Here is a 15,429-nt window from a genome sequence, read left to right as displayed (position 1 = left end):
GCAGTACCGTGCTAGCCGGATGAGCCGCACGCTGCCATTTTCTGGCCGTTCCCGCCGCGCTCCTTCACTTGGTACATGGCTGTGTCCGCTGCTGCCAGGAGCTCATCCGGATTGCGGCCGTGATCGGGGTAACGCGCCAGGCCGATGCTGGCGCTGATGGTGCAGGTCTGTCCGTCGATTCGATAAGGACGGGCAATGCGTCGCACAAGGTTCTTTGCCATGGCGTCCAGGTCCGAAGACTGGTGGGGCGTCGTCAGTACTACCACGAACTCATCGCCACTCAGGCGGGCTACCAGATCGCTCCTGCGGACGCCCCCAAGCAGGCGACCGGCGACGGCGACCAGCAGTTTGTCGCCATAGGCGTGGCCGAAGGCATCGTTGACCGGTTTGAATTTGTCCAGGTCGATGAACATCAGGGCAAGCGGAACGCCATTCTGATCAGCCTCTTGCAACGCTTGCTGCAAACGCTCGAAAAGCAGGCGTCGGTTGGGAAGTCGGGTCAGGGGATCGTGTTCGGCTTCAAAGCGTACGCGCGATCGTTCCTGGTCGGTTTGAGTGAAACTGTGCTGGATGGCCAGCAACTGGCTGACCCGGCCCTGGTCGTCGAGCAGCGGTGTGATGACCTGGTTGACCCGGTAGAAGCTGCCGTCCCTGGCGCGCTCCAGCAACTCGCCCTGCCAGGGCTTGCCGCTCAGCACGGTGCTCCAGAGCCGGGCATAGAAATCGGGGTCCTGTTCCCCGGATTTGAGCAGCGCGGGAGTCTTGCCCAGCAACTCTGCGAGCGAGTAACCGCTGAGCATGCAGAAGGCCGGGTTGGCCCATTCGATGCGTCCATTGCAGTCGGTGATCAGGATGGCATTGGCGGCGCCTTCCATAGCCCTGGCCAGTAGCTGCCGGTCGCACTCGTTCAATTGGGTACTCCAGCGCGGCAAGAGGTCGCACACAGCCAAGACTCTATGTGATGGATTTACGGGTTTTCTTGATCGGCATCAGGCCTGTGGCACACCGCCATCCCCTACCTTTGCCCAAGGCGTGCTGCTCGCTGGCAGCTAGAGTTTCCCTCCAGAGATTCGTATGGATCGACGCAAGAGACGGTGATCGAGATGGGTACCCATATCAGCTTTCTTGGCGGTGCTGGCACGGTGACCGGCAGCAAGTACCTGCTGGAGCATGAAGGGCAGCGGGTGCTGGTGGATTGCGGCCTGTTCCAGGGCTACAAGGCGCTACGGCTGCGCAACTGGGAGCGTTTCCCGATCCGCCCGCACCGGCTGGATGCCGTGGTGCTGACCCACGCCCACCTGGACCACAGCGGCTACCTGCCTGCGTTGGTGCGGGACGGTTACGCAGGCCCCATCTATGCCACCGAGGCCACGTGCGAACTCGTGGAAATCCTCCTGCGCGATAGCGCGCGCTTGCAGGAGGAGGAGGCCGAGTACGCCAATCGCCGAGGTTACTCCCGCCACCATCCGGCCAAGCCGCTCTATACCGAAGCCGATGCGGAGCAAGCCCTGAAGCAGTTGCGCCCGTTCGCCTGGCACCGTTCCTACGAGATCGCTTCGGGGGTCCGCCTGCAGTTGCGGCCGGCCGGGCACATCCTGGGGGCGGCGATGGTGGAACTGGAGGCGGGGGGGCGTCGCGTCCTTTTTTCCGGCGACCTCGGGCGCCCGGACGATCCACTGATGGTGGCGCCGGAAGTCGTCGAGGGCGCTGATTTCCTGGTGGTGGAGTCCACCTACGGCAATCGCCAGCACCCCTCGGAAGACACCCAGCGGGTGCTGGCCGACGTCATCAACCGAACGGCGCTGCGCAAGGGGATAGTGGTCGTACCGTCCTTCGCGGTGGGGCGGGCGCAATTGCTGATGTACTTGCTGTATCGCCTGAAGCAGGACGGGATGATTCCGGACCTGCCCGTCTACCTCAACAGCCCCATGGCCACTGACGTGACCACGCTCTACCAGCGCTTCCGGACCGAGCACCGCCTGAGTCGTGCAGAGTGCGAGGGCATGTGCCAGGTGGCGCGCTTCGTGCGGACGGTGGATGAAGCCAAGCGCCTGGAGCAATTGCGTACGCCGGCGGTGATCATCGCCGGCAGCGGGATGGCGACCGGCGGGCGGGTGCTGCATCACCTCAAGGCGCTGGCACCTAACGCGCGCAACACCATCCTGCTGTCCGGCTTCCAGGCGGGCGGTACCCGTGGCGCAATGATCGCTTCCGGCGCCCGCGAGGTGCGTATCCATGGCGAAGACATCCCCATCCGGGCAGAGGTGGTGATGCTGGAGAACCTCTCCGCCCATGCTGATGCCGGCGAGATCCTCGACTGGCTGCGGCCGTTCTCCCGGATTCCGAAACACACCTTCGTGGTCCACGGGGAACCTGATGCCGCTGATTGCCTGCGCCGGCGCATAAGCCACGAACTGGGCTGGTCGGTTTCCGTCGCCGAGTATCGCCAGCGGGTGTCCCTGGATGCGCTGGCGGGGGAGGGCGACTGACATCGACCTGCAGTGATTCGGTCACCAACCGGTCATCTCCAACGGGCATCCTGCATGCAGGAACAGAAAGGGCACAGGACGTGCCAGGGTGCAAACTCAAGCTGCCGGCGATGGCAGCTTTTTTTTGCGCGCGATTTACCCAGGCCGATGACCATGGCCGGGTTCGCCGGGCGCAAGCGCAAACTGTCGGAGATCGTATCGGGCTCAGAGCTTGTAGCCGATCTGCCTCAGCAGCCCCTTGCGCCAGGCGATGTCGTCGGCACCTTCGACTCCACTCGGCGAGAAGCCGTCTACCACGCCTAGCACGCCGCGGCCCTGCTCGGTCTCGGCGAGGATGACCTGGGTGGGGTTGGCGGTGGCGCAAAAGATCCGGCAGACCTCCGGCACCAGCTTCAGGCTGTTGAGCACATTGACCGGATAGAAACCGTCGCCGAGGAAGACGATGAAGCTGTGCCCGGCGCCGATGGCGAGGGCGTTCGTGCGGGCCAGTTCGAGCATGGCCTCATCGGTGCCGGAGCAGCGCACCAGGCATTTGCCCGAGGCTTCGCAGAAGGCCAGCCCGAAGCGGATTCCGGGCACGGCGCCCACCAGGGTTTCGTGGATGTCTTCGACGGACTTGATGAAGTGGGTCTGGCCGAAGACGAAATTGATCGACTCCGGCTTGTCGATACTGACGCTGATGAGTTGCATGTGGTGCGCCTCCAACCCCCATGGAACAAGCATAGCCAGGGGACTGGCAGCGGCGCGGTCACCCAGCAGTCAGCCAAGGCAGCGGGTGCCAACTCAGTATGAAAAAACCCGGCGGATGCCGGGTTTCTTGCTGGAAATAGCCGCTTATTCGGTGCTCAGCACGCCTCGGCGGATCTGGTCGCGCTCGATGGATTCGAACAGGGCCTTGAAGTTGCCCTCGCCGAACCCGTCGTCACCCTTGCGCTGGATGAACTCGAAGAACACCGGGCCCATCAGGGTTTCCGAGAAAATCTGCAGCAACAGGCGTTTGCTGCCGTCTTCGGTGGTGCCGTCCAGTAGGATGCCGCGCGACTGCAACTCGCCTTCCGGCTCGCCGTGGTTCGGCAGGCGGCCCTGGAGCATTTCGTAGTAGGTGGCCGGTGGCGCGGTCATGAAGCGCATGCCCAGGGATTTGAGTTCGTCCCAGGTCTTGACCAGGTCGTCGGTGAAAAAGGCGACGTGCTGGATGCCTTCACCGTTGAACTGCATCAGGAACTCTTCGATCTGCCCGGCGCCCTTGGAGGATTCCTCGTTGAGCGGGATGCGGATCATGCCGTCCGGTGCTGTCATGGCCTTGGAGGTCAGGCCGGTGTACTCGCCCTTGATGTCGAAGTAGCGGATCTCGCGGAAGTTGAACAGCTTCTCGTAGAAGTCCGCCCAGTAGGCCATGCGACCGCGGTACACGTTGTGGGTCAGGTGGTCGATGATCTTCAGGCCGGCACCCTTCGGGTGGCGGTCGACGCCCTCGATGAATTCGAAGTCGATGTCGTAGATCGAGGAGCCTTCGCCGAAACGGTCGATCAGGTACAGCGGCGCGCCGCCGATGCCCTTGATCGCCGGCAGGCGCAGTTCCATCGGTCCGGTGGGGATCTCGATGGGCTGGGCGCCCAGTTCCAGGGCGCGGGCGTAGGCCTGGTGGGCGTTCTTCACGCGGAAGGCCATGCCGCAGACGGACGGGCCGTGCTCGGCAGCGAAATAGGCGGCCAGGCTCCTGGGCTCGTTGTTCAGGATCAGGTTGATCTCGCCCTGGCGATACAGGTGCACGTCCTTGGAGCGGTGGGTGGCGACCTTGGTGAAGCCCATCATGGCGAAGATGGGTTCCAGGGTGTTCGGGGTGGGCGAGGCGAACTCGATGAATTCAAAGCCCATCAGGCCCATGGGGTTTTCGAAGATGTCAGCCATTTTTTGGCACCTCAAGCATTTGATTGGAAGTATGGGTCAATGCGAGGTGGCAGCTGGTGGCGCGCAGGAAATGCCGCGTACGCTGCGGGCGAGGTAGTCGCCGATGGTGACTTTGAATCCGAGGCTTTTCATAGCGGTGGCCTCAGGCCGGTTTGTCGGCTTGTTGGTCGGGGTGCGCCTGGGTGAATGCCGGATGCTCAAGGGCAAGGCATTCGACCCGGGCGATCTTCGGATAGTGTGACAGGTCCAGCTCGAAGCGGCGGGCGGCGTAGACCTGCGGTAGCAGGTAGACGTCGGCCAGGCCCGGTTCGCCGAAGCAGAAACCTTCGTCGCCAATCAGCGCTTCGACCGCGTTGAAGCCCTCTGCGATCCAGTGACGAATCCAGTTAATCACCTCCACTTCCTCCACCTTCAGGCCACGCAGGCGATTGAGCACGGCGACGTTGTGCAGCGGGTGGATATCGCAGCCGATGATGGCCGCTACCGCACGCTGGCGCGCACGTGCTTCCAGGTCCTGGGGCAGGAGTGCCGGTTGGGGAAAGCGCTCTTCGAGGTATTCGATGATGGCAGGGGACTGGATCAGTACCTGGCCGTTGTCGGTGCGCAGGCTGGGCACGCGGCCCTGGGGATTGATCGACTTGTATTCGGGGGTGTGTTGCTGGCCGCCGTCCTTGATCAGGTTCACCGGAATGTTCCGGGCGTCCAGCCCCTTCAGCGCCAGGGCAATGCGCACCCGGTAGGAGGAGGTGGAGCGGTAATAGGTGTAGAGGTCCATGGCAATCGCTCGGCGGCAGGCGCTCCGGTGTGAGGTCCGGAAGCCAGCATTGTTATTTTCGTAATCAATTTACACTTTGCGTAATTTGCGGGCTTGGGGCGGGACTGTCAAGCAGCGAGCGGCGCCAGGAAAGGCTGTGGGGGGAATTTATTCGCTAAGGGATGCAACGCAGCCCCAGACGAATTCCGCAGGGCAGACCTGCGGTCTGCTTGGCGAATGAATAGGCGATGCCTGCGTTAGCTGTTGCGAGAGATTGACCAGCGGGCCAAGAGCCTTGTAGGAGCTGGCTTGCCAGCGAAACGGGGCCATTCGCTGGCAAGCCAGCTCCTACGGGCAATGCAGCTGCCTGCAACACGCAATGCAGACATAGCCAATGAATTCGCCCCCACGATAGAGCGCACAAAAAGAAGGCCCCGCATTGAGCGGGGCCTTTTCAGTCACTGGTGCTGCTTGGCGTCCTGCACGCCGGCGGTGTTGTTCAGCAGGCTGCCGGTGGCGGTCTGTAGGAAGGCTTCCAGGTACTTCTGCAGGCGCGGGTCGCTGTCGCCGGGGATGCGTTCGGCCTTCGCGTTGGCCCCCAACTGGTACTGGTACAGGCGCGCCGGGAAGTCCTTGGGCTGTACCAGGATGCGGTCACTGCTGACGATGGCGACGGTCTGGTCGCTGCCGGACGGCTTGATCACGCCGATGCCCGGGTCGTCGGCTGGCAGGTTGAGCAGGTCGCGGCCCCAGCACTGGTGCCGAACCTCGCCGCCCAGGCGGCCCATGATCGTGGGCACGACATCGATCTGCGTACCGACGGTGTGATTCAGGGTGCCGAACTTTTCCTGCACGCCGGGGCCGATCAACAGCAGCGGCACGTTGAAGCGGAACAGGTCCATCTCGGTGAGTTGCTTGTCACTGCCAAAGCCATGGTCGCCGACTACCACGAACAGGGTGTCCTTGAAGTAGGGCTCCTTGCGCGCCTTCTCGAAGAACTGGCCCAAGGCCCAGTCGGAGTAGCGCATGGCGGTCAGGTGTTCGTCGTGGGCGCCGTGCCCGCTGACCTTTTCCACCGGCAGTTCGGTCGGCAAGGCGTAGGGCGTGTGGTTGGAGAGGGTCTGCAGCAGGGCATAGAAGGGCTTGTCGGTGGGCATCTTCGCCAGTTCGGCGGCGCCCCGGTCGAACATGTCCTGGTCGGAAACGCCCCAGGTCTTGTCCATGAACACCGGATTGACGAAATCCTCGCGGCCGACGAAGCGGGTCATGCCCTGGTTGCTGAAGAAGCCGGACTGGTTATCCCACTGGAAGTTGCCGTTGTAGACATACAGATCGTTGTAGTCGCGGGCGCTGAGCAGTTGCGGCAGGCCGGAGAACTTGTGTGCGCCCTCGGGGGTACGCATCAGGTACTCGAAGCTGGGCAGGTTGGGGAAGCAGGCCATTGTGGCGAACATCCCCTGGTGGGTGTGGGTGCCGTTGGAGAAGAAACGGTCGAACAGCAGACCCTCCTTGGCCAGTTGGTCGAAGTACGGGGTAATGCCCTCCGGGCTGCCCATGGCGCCGACGTAGCGGCCAGCGAAGCTCTCCATGAGGATGACCACCACGTTGCGGATCGGCAGGGTGCCCTCTGCTGGCGGTGTGAAGTCACGGCGGATGGCGGCCTTGTCGGCATCAACCAGGTTGTCGTTGGGCGTCAGGAGCATCTGACGCACGGCCGCCAGGGCTTCATCCTCGGGCAGGGTGGCCTTCCAGGCGTTGTCGCGGTGGGAGGAGAAACTGTTCTTGGCGGCGTCCACCAGGGTCAGGGTGCCATTCAGGCCCAACTGGTTGGCGAACATCGAGTCGGTGGTGAAGGCATCGCCCCAGCGCAGCGGCGGACCTTGGCGCAGGTGGCCGCGGGCGGCAGTAGTCGCGACCACCAGGCAGACCAGGAAGACAGCCACACGGGCGAACCAGGGGGCGTGATGGTGAACGGCCGGACGGCCGTGCAGGGCAGGGGATCGTGGGCGGCTCAGCAGGTCCAGGCCACGGAACATCAGGTAGAGCACCGCAGTGGCCAGGGCCCAGGCGATCAGGTAGCGACCGACCGGGAAGCCGTTCCAGATCATGCTGGCAACAGTCCCCAGGTCCTCCTGCATGTACTGGAACACCAGGCTGTTCAGGCGCTGGTGGAACTCGCGATAGAAGTCCAGCTCACTGATGCCGAGGAACAGGGTGAGGCTGGCGAAGAGTGTCAGCCAGATCCGGTGCAGGCCCCGGGCGGCCATGGCGCGGACGCTGAGCAGGGAAAGCAGCAACGGAACGCAGGCGAACACCACCACGCGCAGGTCGAAGCGCAGGCCATTGTAGAAGGCTTCGACGAAGACCGAGGCCGGGCTGTCGCCGATCTGGTCGCTGTTGTACACCAGCAGCGCCACCCGCAGCAGGCTGTACATCACCATCAGGGCGGCGGCGCTGAGCAGGGTGAAGACGAGGTGGCTCTTGACGGTGGGACGGTCCAGGTTGAACGAGGACTGCCGGGTGGTAACGGGTTCCTGTGCGGTCATGCGATCAAGCATCCATAGGTCTACTTCAAGTCGGGGCGGCATCTCTAGGGAACTGCTGCCGGAGGCAAGAAGACCACCTGATGGCACATCGGTTCCAATAAAGCCCGCCGAGGCCGGCGGACTGTGCCAGACAGAATGTGAAAAAAACGTCGAATGAACGGCGATTGGTCGCGTTGTGGGGCGTGTTCAGCCGCGATGATTGCCGATCGTCGCTCCAGTAGCCGCCCAGGGAGCCGAAGCTGCGCAGCGCTGTACTCAACCCTCGCGGCGTTCTCGAATGGCGGCGGCCTCGCGGGTCACCAGTTCGATGAACGACAGCGCCAGGGGCGAGCGTTCACTGCGTTTGCGTACCAGCCAGACGGCGGTGGTCGCGCCCGGGTCCAGCAGGGTGCGATAGACCACGCCGTCGACGCGGGTGCGGCGGAATGAGGCGGGCAGCACCGATACCCCGAGTCCAGCCGATACCAGGCCGATGATGGTCATGGCTTCGCTGGCTTCCTGGGCGACGCGGGGCAGGAAGCCGGCATTGCGGGCGAGCTCGAGCATCTGGTCGTAGAGGCCGGTACCGAAGGTACGCGGGAAAAACACGAAGGGTTCCTCCGCCAGGGCACTGAAGTGGATGCCGTCCTCGCTACCGACGGCCAGGGGGTGGTCGGCGCGCAGGATGGCCACCAGCGGCTCGCTGAACAGCTCCACGGCCAGCAGGTTGTCCGGCAGGTTCAGGGGACGGATCACCCCCACCTGCAGGCTGTCGTCCAGCAGCGCCTTGACCGTTTCCGCGCTGCTGCCCTCGGTAAGTTCCAGGTGCACATCCGGATAGGCCTGGCGGAAGGCGTGGATGCTGCGGGGAATGCTGGAGGTGAACGGGGCGGACGAGGTGAAGCCCACCTTCAGCTCACCCAACTCGCCACGATGGGCGCGGCGCGCCAGTTGCACGGCCTTGTCCACTTGCACCAGCACCTGTCGGGCCTCGTCGAGGAAGCGCCGGCCGGCTTCGGTCAGTTCCACCCGGCGGTTGGTGCGTTCCAGCAGGCGTGCGCCGATTTCTTCTTCCAGGGCCTGGATCTGCTGGCTCAGCGGAGGCTGGGAGATGCCCAGTTGCTCGGCGGCTCGACCGAAGTGCAGTTCCTCGGCCACGGCGATGAAGTAGCGCAGATGTCTCAGTTCCATGGGGCGGCCTTTTGATATGTTTAGCGTATTAAATGTGTCGAATAATATATTGGAGATAATATAAACCGCCCGATATCCTTCGTCCCATAACCCCAACAACGAATATTCCCAGCCCCTGATTCAGGCGGCACGGCCTCGTTGTGCCTGCTCGCCGCAATCTTCCGAAGGTGTCCCGTGAGCAAATCCCAGGCAGTACTCAAGACCGAAGACGACCCCGCGTTTAGCGAGGCGGTGCGTGACGCAGCCAGTGAGCTGCCGGATGCCGCCGCCAACGACCCCGAACTTCCCACCTACATTCGCAAAGGCACGCCGCAGTTCATGCGCACGTCGCTGGCGCTGTTCTCCGGCGGTTTCGCCACTTTTGCCCTGCTGTACTGCATGCAACCGATGATGCCGGTGCTGTCCAAGGCCTTCTCCATCACCGCTGCCCAGAGCAGCCTGGCGCTTTCGGTATCCACCGCCATGCTCGCCCTCGGCCTGCTGGTGACCGGCCCGCTGTCCGACGCCATCGGCCGCAAGCCGGTGATGGTGGTGTCGCTGATCGCCGCCGCCCTGTTCACCCTGGCCAGTGCCGTCATGCCGACCTGGGAAGGCGTGCTGGTGATGCGCGCCCTGGTCGGGTTGTCGCTGAGCGGCCTGGCCGCCGTGGCCATGACCTACCTCAGCGAGGAGATCCACCCGCATCACCTCGGTTTCTCGATGGGCCTCTACATCAGCGGCAACGCCATTGGCGGTATGAGCGGGCGCCTGATCAGCGGCGTGCTGGTGGACTTCGTCTCCTGGCACGCGGCGCTGGCCGTGCTCGGCGGCCTGGCGCTGCTGGCCGGCGTGGTGTTCTGGCGCGTGTTGCCGGAGTCAAAGCACTTCCGTCCTCAGCCGCTCAAACCGTCCACCCTGGTGGAAGGCTATCGCCTGCACTTCCGTGATGCGGGCCTGCCCTGGCTGTTCCTTACCGGGTTCCTGCTGATGGGCGCTTTCGTCACCCTGTTCAACTACATCGGCTACCGACTGCTGGCGTCTCCCTACCAGATGACCCAGGCCGTGGTGGGCGTGCTCTCGGTGGTTTACCTGTCGGGTATCTACAGCTCGGCCTGGGTCGGTTCCCTGGCGGACAAGCTGGGCCGGCGCAAGGTGCTCTGGGCTGCCATCCTGTTGATGCTGGGGGGGCTGGTGCTGACCCTGTTCAGCCCGTTGGGGGTGATCCTGGCCGGCATGGCGATCTTCACCTTCGGTTTCTTTGGTGCGCATTCGGTGGCCAGCAGCTGGATAGGCCGCCGCGCCCAGAATGCCAAGGGCCAGGCCTCGTCGCTGTACCTGTTCAGCTACTACGTCGGTTCCAGCCTGGCCGGCACCCTCGGCGGCCTGTTCTGGCACCACTACGGCTGGCAGGGTGTCGGCCTGTTCATCGGTGCCTTGCTGGTCGTCGCGGTGGCGGTGGCCTTGCACCTGGCACGGCTGCCGGCACTGCCGGGCAACGCGATCGTCCAGCCGGCGCATTGACCGTTCCACCCGGGCCCGCCAGGCGGGCCCGGGTGCGACAACACGTCTCCCTCCGGTCATGGCCAGGGCTGGCAGAATGCCCGCCTACCCACCGACCAGAGTGGGAGCGACCCTGCCTTTCATGCGTGCACACCCCAGTTCCTTCAACGCCGGGAAGTACAGCATGAGCATCACCTCCACCGACATCTGCAACGCCGCCGACGCCCTCCAGGGTTTTGTCGGCTTCAACCGCAAGCTGGGCAAGTACATCGTTCGTTTCAGCGAAGACTCGTTCGGCATGGACGTGCCCGACGACAGCATCACGCCGGCCTGCGAGTTCGTCTGGGTGGCGAAATCCGGTCAGGTGATGACGCTCAGCCGCGAATGCCTGCAGATCCTCCTGGAACAGAACATCAACGACCGCCTCAACCTGGGCGATGCGTTGCTGATTTACCTGCGCCGCACCGACTTGCCGGAAATCAGCGCCGAGCGCTTGCGGCTCTGATGCTGTAAGCGGAGCTGGAAGGCGTCCGGGTCGGTGCATGGCGGACCGAACCCTTCGATGCGGGGCGACGAGGCAAGGCATCGCAGGCCCTGCAGTGCGTGTGGTGCCTGGTGCTATAACTGAAAGCCTTGGGGGATTCACCGTGGAGGGCACCGTCATGGCACGCCTCGGAATCCTGCTATCAGTCCTGGCCGTGCCGGGCGCCTGGGCGACCGGCTATGGCGATTCCTATTACGGGGTCGGTCCCTACCTTGGTACTGCTTATTACCCCAGCCGCCCCCTGCAACCCTACGTCTCTCCGCCGCCCCAACCCTTCGCCGACCTGCCGCCGCAAACCTTCATCGTGGTGCCGGACTATCACCAGTTCCGCGACGCGCAGTTGCCTCGCGTCAGCACTGAGAAGCCGCAGGTTCTGATTCGCACCTTCGATCCGGCGCTGGGTGTGTATCGGGATACTGAGGTCAGGGATGGGGAAGGAGAGGGGCTGCCCTAGCTCGCACTTCTGCGCCCGAACCGCCGCCGGTAATCCGTGGGCGACAGCCCGACCATCTTGTTGAACACCTTCCTGAACGCCGCCGGGTCCTGGTAGCCGACTTCCCAGGCGATCTGGTCCACCGAGCGGTTGGTCAGTTCCAGCAGTTCACGGGCCTTGGCGGCACGAAGCTGCTGGCAGTACTCGGTAGGTCGCAGACCGGTGGCCTGCTGGAAGCGGCGCAGGAAGGTGCGCTCGCCCAGCCCAGCCTGGTCGGCCATGGCGGGCAGGCTGACGTTGCGTGCGTCCTGGCGCTGCAGCCAGTGCTGCACCTTGAGCACGGCCTCGTCGCCATGGTTGAGGCGCGGGGTGAAGCGGCGGAAGTACTGCTGGGAGTGGCGGGGCAGGTCGAGCGCCAGGAAGCGCGCGGTGTCTGCGGCAATGGTTGGCCCCAGCAAGCGGTCCACCAGGGTCAGGCCCAGGTCGGTCCAGGCCATCACGCCGCCAGCGGTGATGATGTCGCCGTCGTCCACCACCAGTTTGTCGGCATCCACTTTCACGTCCGGATAGCGCTCGGCCAGGTCCTTGGCCAGGCTCCAGTGGGTGGTCATGGCGCGGCCGGCGAGCAGGCCCGTCTGCGCCAGTACGAATGCACCGGCGCACACCGAGCTCAAGGTCACGCCCTCTGCATGCTGGCGGGTGAGCCAGTTGGCGAAGGGCTGCAGGGTTGCGGTCGAGGGCAGTGAACCGATGCAAGGCAGCGCCACCACCACCGCGACTCGGCTGTCGGCGTCCGGGTGGCTGTCGAGGGTGCAGCGTAACTCGCCGTCATCGCCAGCCGTCCAGTGGCGCACCCGCAGCAGGGGAAGGTCGGCGTCGGTGTGCTCGGCGGCCATGCGATTGGCCACCGTGAACAGGTCGGAGAGACCGTGGGCCGCTGCGAGCTGGGCACCGGGATAGAGCAGGAGGCCGATCTCCAGCGTGGTCTTCATTGTCAGTTCTTCCTGCGAATTTGTCGGTTGCGCCGATCCCCGCCCGGCGCTGAAAGGTTCACCTTAGATCCCACGCAACCACCCCCACAACCTGAGGTGAACATCATGAGCAAGCAAGCCGTTATCGTAGTCGACATCCAGAAAGACTATTTCCCCGGTGGCCTCTGGACCCTCCACGGCGCGGACGCCGCAGCCGACAAGGCCGCCCGGATCATCGCCGGTGCCCGTGAGGCAGGCGACCTGGTGGTTCACATCCGTCACGAGTTCACCAGCCCGGATGCGCCCTTCTTCCGGCCTGGCTCGGAGGGCGCGCACATCCATCCGAAGGTGCTGAATGCACCGGGCGAGCCGGTGGTCCTGAAGCACTTCGTCAACTCCTTCCGCGAAACCGGACTGAAGGACATCCTCGACAGCAACGGCGTGGAGAAGGTGACGGTCGTCGGCAGCATGAGCCACATGTGCGTCGATGGCATCACCCGCGCAGCGGCCGACTATGGTTATCAGGTCACGGTGGTCCACGATGCCTGCGCCTCGCGGGACCTGGAATTCAACGGCAAGGTCGTCCCCGCTGAACAGGTCCATGGTGCCTTCATGGCTGCACTGGCATTCGCCTACGCCACTGTGATTTCCACTGACGAATACCTCGCGCAGCAGGGCCAGTAAGCCCGCCGCTGATGCAGTCGAGTGCAATCGAGAACCTTCCCACCCAATGGGGCCCCGGGCCGGGGCCCGACACCGAAGGAGTGCGCAAGATGGGCAGCATCACCACCCGAGATGGTACGCAGCTCTACTACAAGGACTGGGGCTCCGGTCAGCCCATTGTCTTCAGCCATGGCTGGCCGCTGACGTCCGATAGCTGGGAGTCGCAGATGTTCTTCCTGGCCAGCCAGGGCTACCGCGTCATCGCCCACGACCGCCGTGGTCATGGCCGCTCCAGCCAACCCTGGGAAGGCAATGACATGGACACCTACGCAGACGATCTGGCTGAACTGATCGAGGCGCTGGACCTGCGCGATGCAATCCTCTTCGGCTTTTCCACCGGTGGCGGTGAAGTGGCCCGTTACATCGGCCGCCACGGTACCGGGCGCTTGGCCAAGGCCGGACTGATCGCTGCCGTGCCGCCGAAAATGGTGCTGAGCGAGGACAACCCGCTGGGCACGCCGATCGAAGCCTTCGACGGCATTCGGGCCGGCTCCGTGGCTGATCGCTCGCAGCTCTACAAGGACATCGCCAGTGGCCCCTTCTTCGGGTTCAACCGCCCGGGCGCCAAGGTGTCGCAGGGGTTGATCGACTCCTTCTGGATGCAAGGCATGATGGCTGGCCACAAGAGCGCCTATGACTGCATCAAGGCCTTCTCCGAGACCGACTTCCGCGAAGATCTGAAGAAGTTCGACATCCCGACGCTGATCCTGCATGGCGACGACGACCAGATCGTACCGATCAAGGCCTCCGGGCTGGAGTCGGCCAAGCTGGTCAAGGACGCGAAGTTGCTGGTCTATCCCGGCGCTCCCCATGGCCTGACCGACACCCACAAGGAACAGGTCAATGCCGATCTGCTGGCTTTCATCAAGTCATAGGCAGGGTGGCGAAGGTGTGAGGCCCGGCGCTGCAATGTCGGGCCTCGCTCCATCCGGCCACTGACTACGCGAGCTTCTGTGCGATGAAATCCACAAGGGCCCTGGACGCGCACCGGCTGGTGGCCAGCGGTGACGCCCAGGGCAAAGTGGTGGTGGACCTCGTCGGCTGATTGTCAGCCGAAGCGCACCAGGTTGAGGGCTGGCAGGGGGCCGCCGGGGAACTGCACCAGGCGGCCGCCGATGGCCAGTGCACCGAGGTCGATTCCGAAGAACCCCAGGCGCTCGATCAGCCCACCCACGTCAACCTTGGCCCGAGCGTCGTCGCCCGAATAGAACAGCACGCGGCGACCGCCCTCGCTGGCCGGATTGCCCGATATCAGTTGCGGCTGCAGGTGGTTGAAGGCCTTCACCACACGGGCGCCGGGTACCAGGTCGGTGAACACCTCGCTGGACAGCCGGCCGTGCAGTTCCGCCGGCTTGAACAGCGGCGCCTCGATAGGGTTGTTGGCGTCGATCACGATGCGCCCGGCGAAGTCTGGCAGGCCTGCCAGGGCGGCGGGCAGCTTCGACCAGTTCACTGCCACCATAACGATGTCCTGCGCGGCTGCCTGCTCGCGGGTGCCGGCCTTGATGGTCGGACCGAGATCGCGGACGAGTTCCGCCAGGGATTCCGGACCGCGGCTGTTGGCGATTACCGCTTCGATACCCTGACGGGCCAGCGCTTTGGCAAAGGCTGCGCCGATGGCGCCTGCACCGATGATTCCAATGCTTTTCATGCGTGTTCTCCGGATGGATCAGGCGGTGAAGCCGCCGTCGGCGATGATGTCGGCGCCGGTGACGAAGGACGCGTCCGGTCCGGCGAGGAAGGCCACCACATGGGCGATCTCTTCCGGTTTGCCATAACGGCCGATGGCGATGCCGGGGCCGACGATCTGGCTCACCGGGCCGCCGTCCGGGTTCATGTCGGTGTCGGTGGGGCCGGGATGCACGGTATTCACTGTGATGCCGCGCGGTCCGAGGTCTCGTACCAGGCTGCGGTTGAAGCCGGCGATGGCACCTTTGGTCAGGGTATAGAGCGAGGCTGTGGGGAAGGCCGCGTAATGGGTCATGGAGGAGCCGATATGCACGATGCGCCCACCTGCCGACATATGGCGTACGGCTTCCTGGGTGGCCACGAACACGCCGGTGACATTCACCGCCAACATGCGCTCGTAGGTTTCGAAGGGGATTTCGTCGATGGGGCCGCCCAAGCCAAGGCCTGCGTTGTTCACCAGGATATCCAGGCTGCCGAGGGCGTCCACGGTTTCGGCGACGGCGGCGCGCACGGCGGCCGGATTGCCGGCGTCGGCCTGGATGGCAACGGCGCGGCCGCCGGTTGCCTGGATGGCACGCACGACTTCCGCGGCCTTGTCCGGCGAGGCGCTGTAGGTGATGGCGACGGCGGCACCGTCAGCGGCCAGGCGCTTGGCGATAGCGGCGCCGATGGAGCGGGAGCCGCCGGTAACGAGGGCGGTCTTGCCGGCGAGGGGGAGGG

The 15,429-nt window shown here is 64.3% G+C and carries 15 protein-coding genes; 6 read left to right on the top strand and 9 right to left on the bottom strand.

What is annotated here, in order from left to right; genetic code table 11:
* Nucleotides 1–11 precede the first annotated feature (11 nt).
* Nucleotides 12–911 carry a diguanylate cyclase domain-containing protein gene (locus FFS60_RS22035; RefSeq protein ID WP_137823150.1) on the bottom strand — a complete coding sequence of 300 codons (900 nt, stop codon included), beginning with the start codon at nucleotides 909–911 and terminating at the stop codon, nucleotides 12–14.
* A 192-nt stretch (nucleotides 912–1,103) separates the two neighbouring features.
* Here FFS60_RS22035 and FFS60_RS22030 point away from each other — a divergent pair, with 192 nt between their 5' ends.
* On the top strand, nucleotides 1,104–2,489 hold the full coding sequence (locus FFS60_RS22030; RefSeq protein WP_028626448.1) for an MBL fold metallo-hydrolase: 1,386 nt from the start codon (nucleotides 1,104–1,106) through the stop codon (nucleotides 2,487–2,489).
* 204 nt (nucleotides 2,490–2,693) lie between these two features.
* On the opposite strand, the gene FFS60_RS22025 is transcribed toward FFS60_RS22030, so the two are convergent.
* The 5 genes from FFS60_RS22025 to FFS60_RS22005 form a co-directional block, all read right to left on the bottom strand.
* Nucleotides 2,694–3,179 carry an adenosine-specific kinase gene (locus FFS60_RS22025; RefSeq protein WP_028626449.1) on the bottom strand — a complete coding sequence of 162 codons (486 nt, stop codon included), beginning with the start codon at nucleotides 3,177–3,179 and terminating at the stop codon, nucleotides 2,694–2,696.
* A gap of 144 nt (nucleotides 3,180–3,323) precedes the next feature.
* A complete protein-coding gene (hppD, locus tag FFS60_RS22020) occupies nucleotides 3,324–4,400 on the bottom strand; it encodes a 4-hydroxyphenylpyruvate dioxygenase (protein ID WP_028626450.1) in 1,077 nt (358 codons plus the stop codon).
* 142 nt (nucleotides 4,401–4,542) lie between these two features.
* The gene (gene maiA, locus FFS60_RS22015) at nucleotides 4,543–5,175 is read right to left on the bottom strand and encodes a maleylacetoacetate isomerase (protein ID WP_137823149.1); all 633 of its coding nucleotides are present in this window, start codon (nucleotides 5,173–5,175) and stop codon (nucleotides 4,543–4,545) included.
* 437 nt (nucleotides 5,176–5,612) lie between these two features.
* Complete coding sequence (locus FFS60_RS22010) at nucleotides 5,613–7,700, bottom strand: LTA synthase family protein (protein ID WP_137823148.1); 2,088 nt, start codon at nucleotides 7,698–7,700, stop codon at nucleotides 5,613–5,615.
* A 255-nt stretch (nucleotides 7,701–7,955) separates the two neighbouring features.
* Nucleotides 7,956–8,870 carry a LysR family transcriptional regulator gene (locus tag FFS60_RS22005; protein ID WP_137823147.1) on the bottom strand — a complete coding sequence of 305 codons (915 nt, stop codon included), beginning with the start codon at nucleotides 8,868–8,870 and terminating at the stop codon, nucleotides 7,956–7,958.
* A gap of 174 nt (nucleotides 8,871–9,044) precedes the next feature.
* Here FFS60_RS22005 and FFS60_RS22000 point away from each other — a divergent pair, with 174 nt between their 5' ends.
* The 3 genes from FFS60_RS22000 (at nucleotide 9,045) to FFS60_RS21990 (ending at nucleotide 11,347) form a co-directional block, all read left to right on the top strand.
* Complete coding sequence (locus tag FFS60_RS22000; RefSeq protein ID WP_137823146.1) at nucleotides 9,045–10,370, top strand: MFS transporter; 1,326 nt, start codon at nucleotides 9,045–9,047, stop codon at nucleotides 10,368–10,370.
* A gap of 163 nt (nucleotides 10,371–10,533) precedes the next feature.
* Nucleotides 10,534–10,854 (top strand): DUF2025 family protein, encoded by a 321-nt coding sequence (locus FFS60_RS21995; protein ID WP_028626455.1) that lies wholly within the window; start codon nucleotides 10,534–10,536, stop codon nucleotides 10,852–10,854.
* A 157-nt stretch (nucleotides 10,855–11,011) separates the two neighbouring features.
* Nucleotides 11,012–11,347 carry a hypothetical protein gene (locus FFS60_RS21990; protein ID WP_137823145.1) on the top strand — a complete coding sequence of 112 codons (336 nt, stop codon included), beginning with the start codon at nucleotides 11,012–11,014 and terminating at the stop codon, nucleotides 11,345–11,347.
* On the opposite strand, the gene FFS60_RS21985 is transcribed toward FFS60_RS21990, so the two are convergent.
* Nucleotides 11,344–12,318, bottom strand: a complete 975-nt coding sequence (locus FFS60_RS21985) for a GlxA family transcriptional regulator (protein ID WP_028626457.1) — start codon at nucleotides 12,316–12,318, stop codon at nucleotides 11,344–11,346. The two genes, FFS60_RS21990 and FFS60_RS21985, sit on opposite strands and share 4 nt — an antisense overlap.
* A gap of 105 nt (nucleotides 12,319–12,423) precedes the next feature.
* Here FFS60_RS21985 and FFS60_RS21980 point away from each other — a divergent pair, with 105 nt between their 5' ends.
* Entirely contained in the window at nucleotides 12,424–12,981 is a 558-nt protein-coding gene (locus FFS60_RS21980; protein ID WP_028626458.1) for a cysteine hydrolase family protein, read from the top strand.
* Between the two features lie 89 nt (nucleotides 12,982–13,070).
* Nucleotides 13,071–13,895 (top strand): alpha/beta fold hydrolase, encoded by an 825-nt coding sequence (locus FFS60_RS21975; RefSeq protein ID WP_028626459.1) that lies wholly within the window; start codon nucleotides 13,071–13,073, stop codon nucleotides 13,893–13,895.
* Between the two features lie 173 nt (nucleotides 13,896–14,068).
* Here FFS60_RS21975 and FFS60_RS21970 read toward each other — a convergent pair whose 3' ends face one another.
* Together FFS60_RS21970 and FFS60_RS21965 are read right to left on the bottom strand one after the other, a co-directional pair.
* Nucleotides 14,069–14,686 (bottom strand): NADPH-dependent F420 reductase, encoded by a 618-nt coding sequence (locus FFS60_RS21970; RefSeq protein ID WP_371926474.1) that lies wholly within the window; start codon nucleotides 14,684–14,686, stop codon nucleotides 14,069–14,071.
* Between the two features lie 3 nt (nucleotides 14,687–14,689).
* Nucleotides 14,690–15,429 (bottom strand): SDR family NAD(P)-dependent oxidoreductase (locus tag FFS60_RS21965; protein WP_137823143.1); only part of this gene is annotated, 740 nt, incomplete at its 5' end.

Origin of the sequence: Pseudomonas sp. D(2018) (genome assembly GCF_005502555.1) — a bacterium.
GTDB lineage: Bacteria > Pseudomonadota > Gammaproteobacteria > Pseudomonadales > Pseudomonadaceae > Metapseudomonas > Metapseudomonas resinovorans.
Note: the sequence above shows the minus strand (reverse complement) of the source record. Positions and strands in the feature narration are given on the sequence as shown.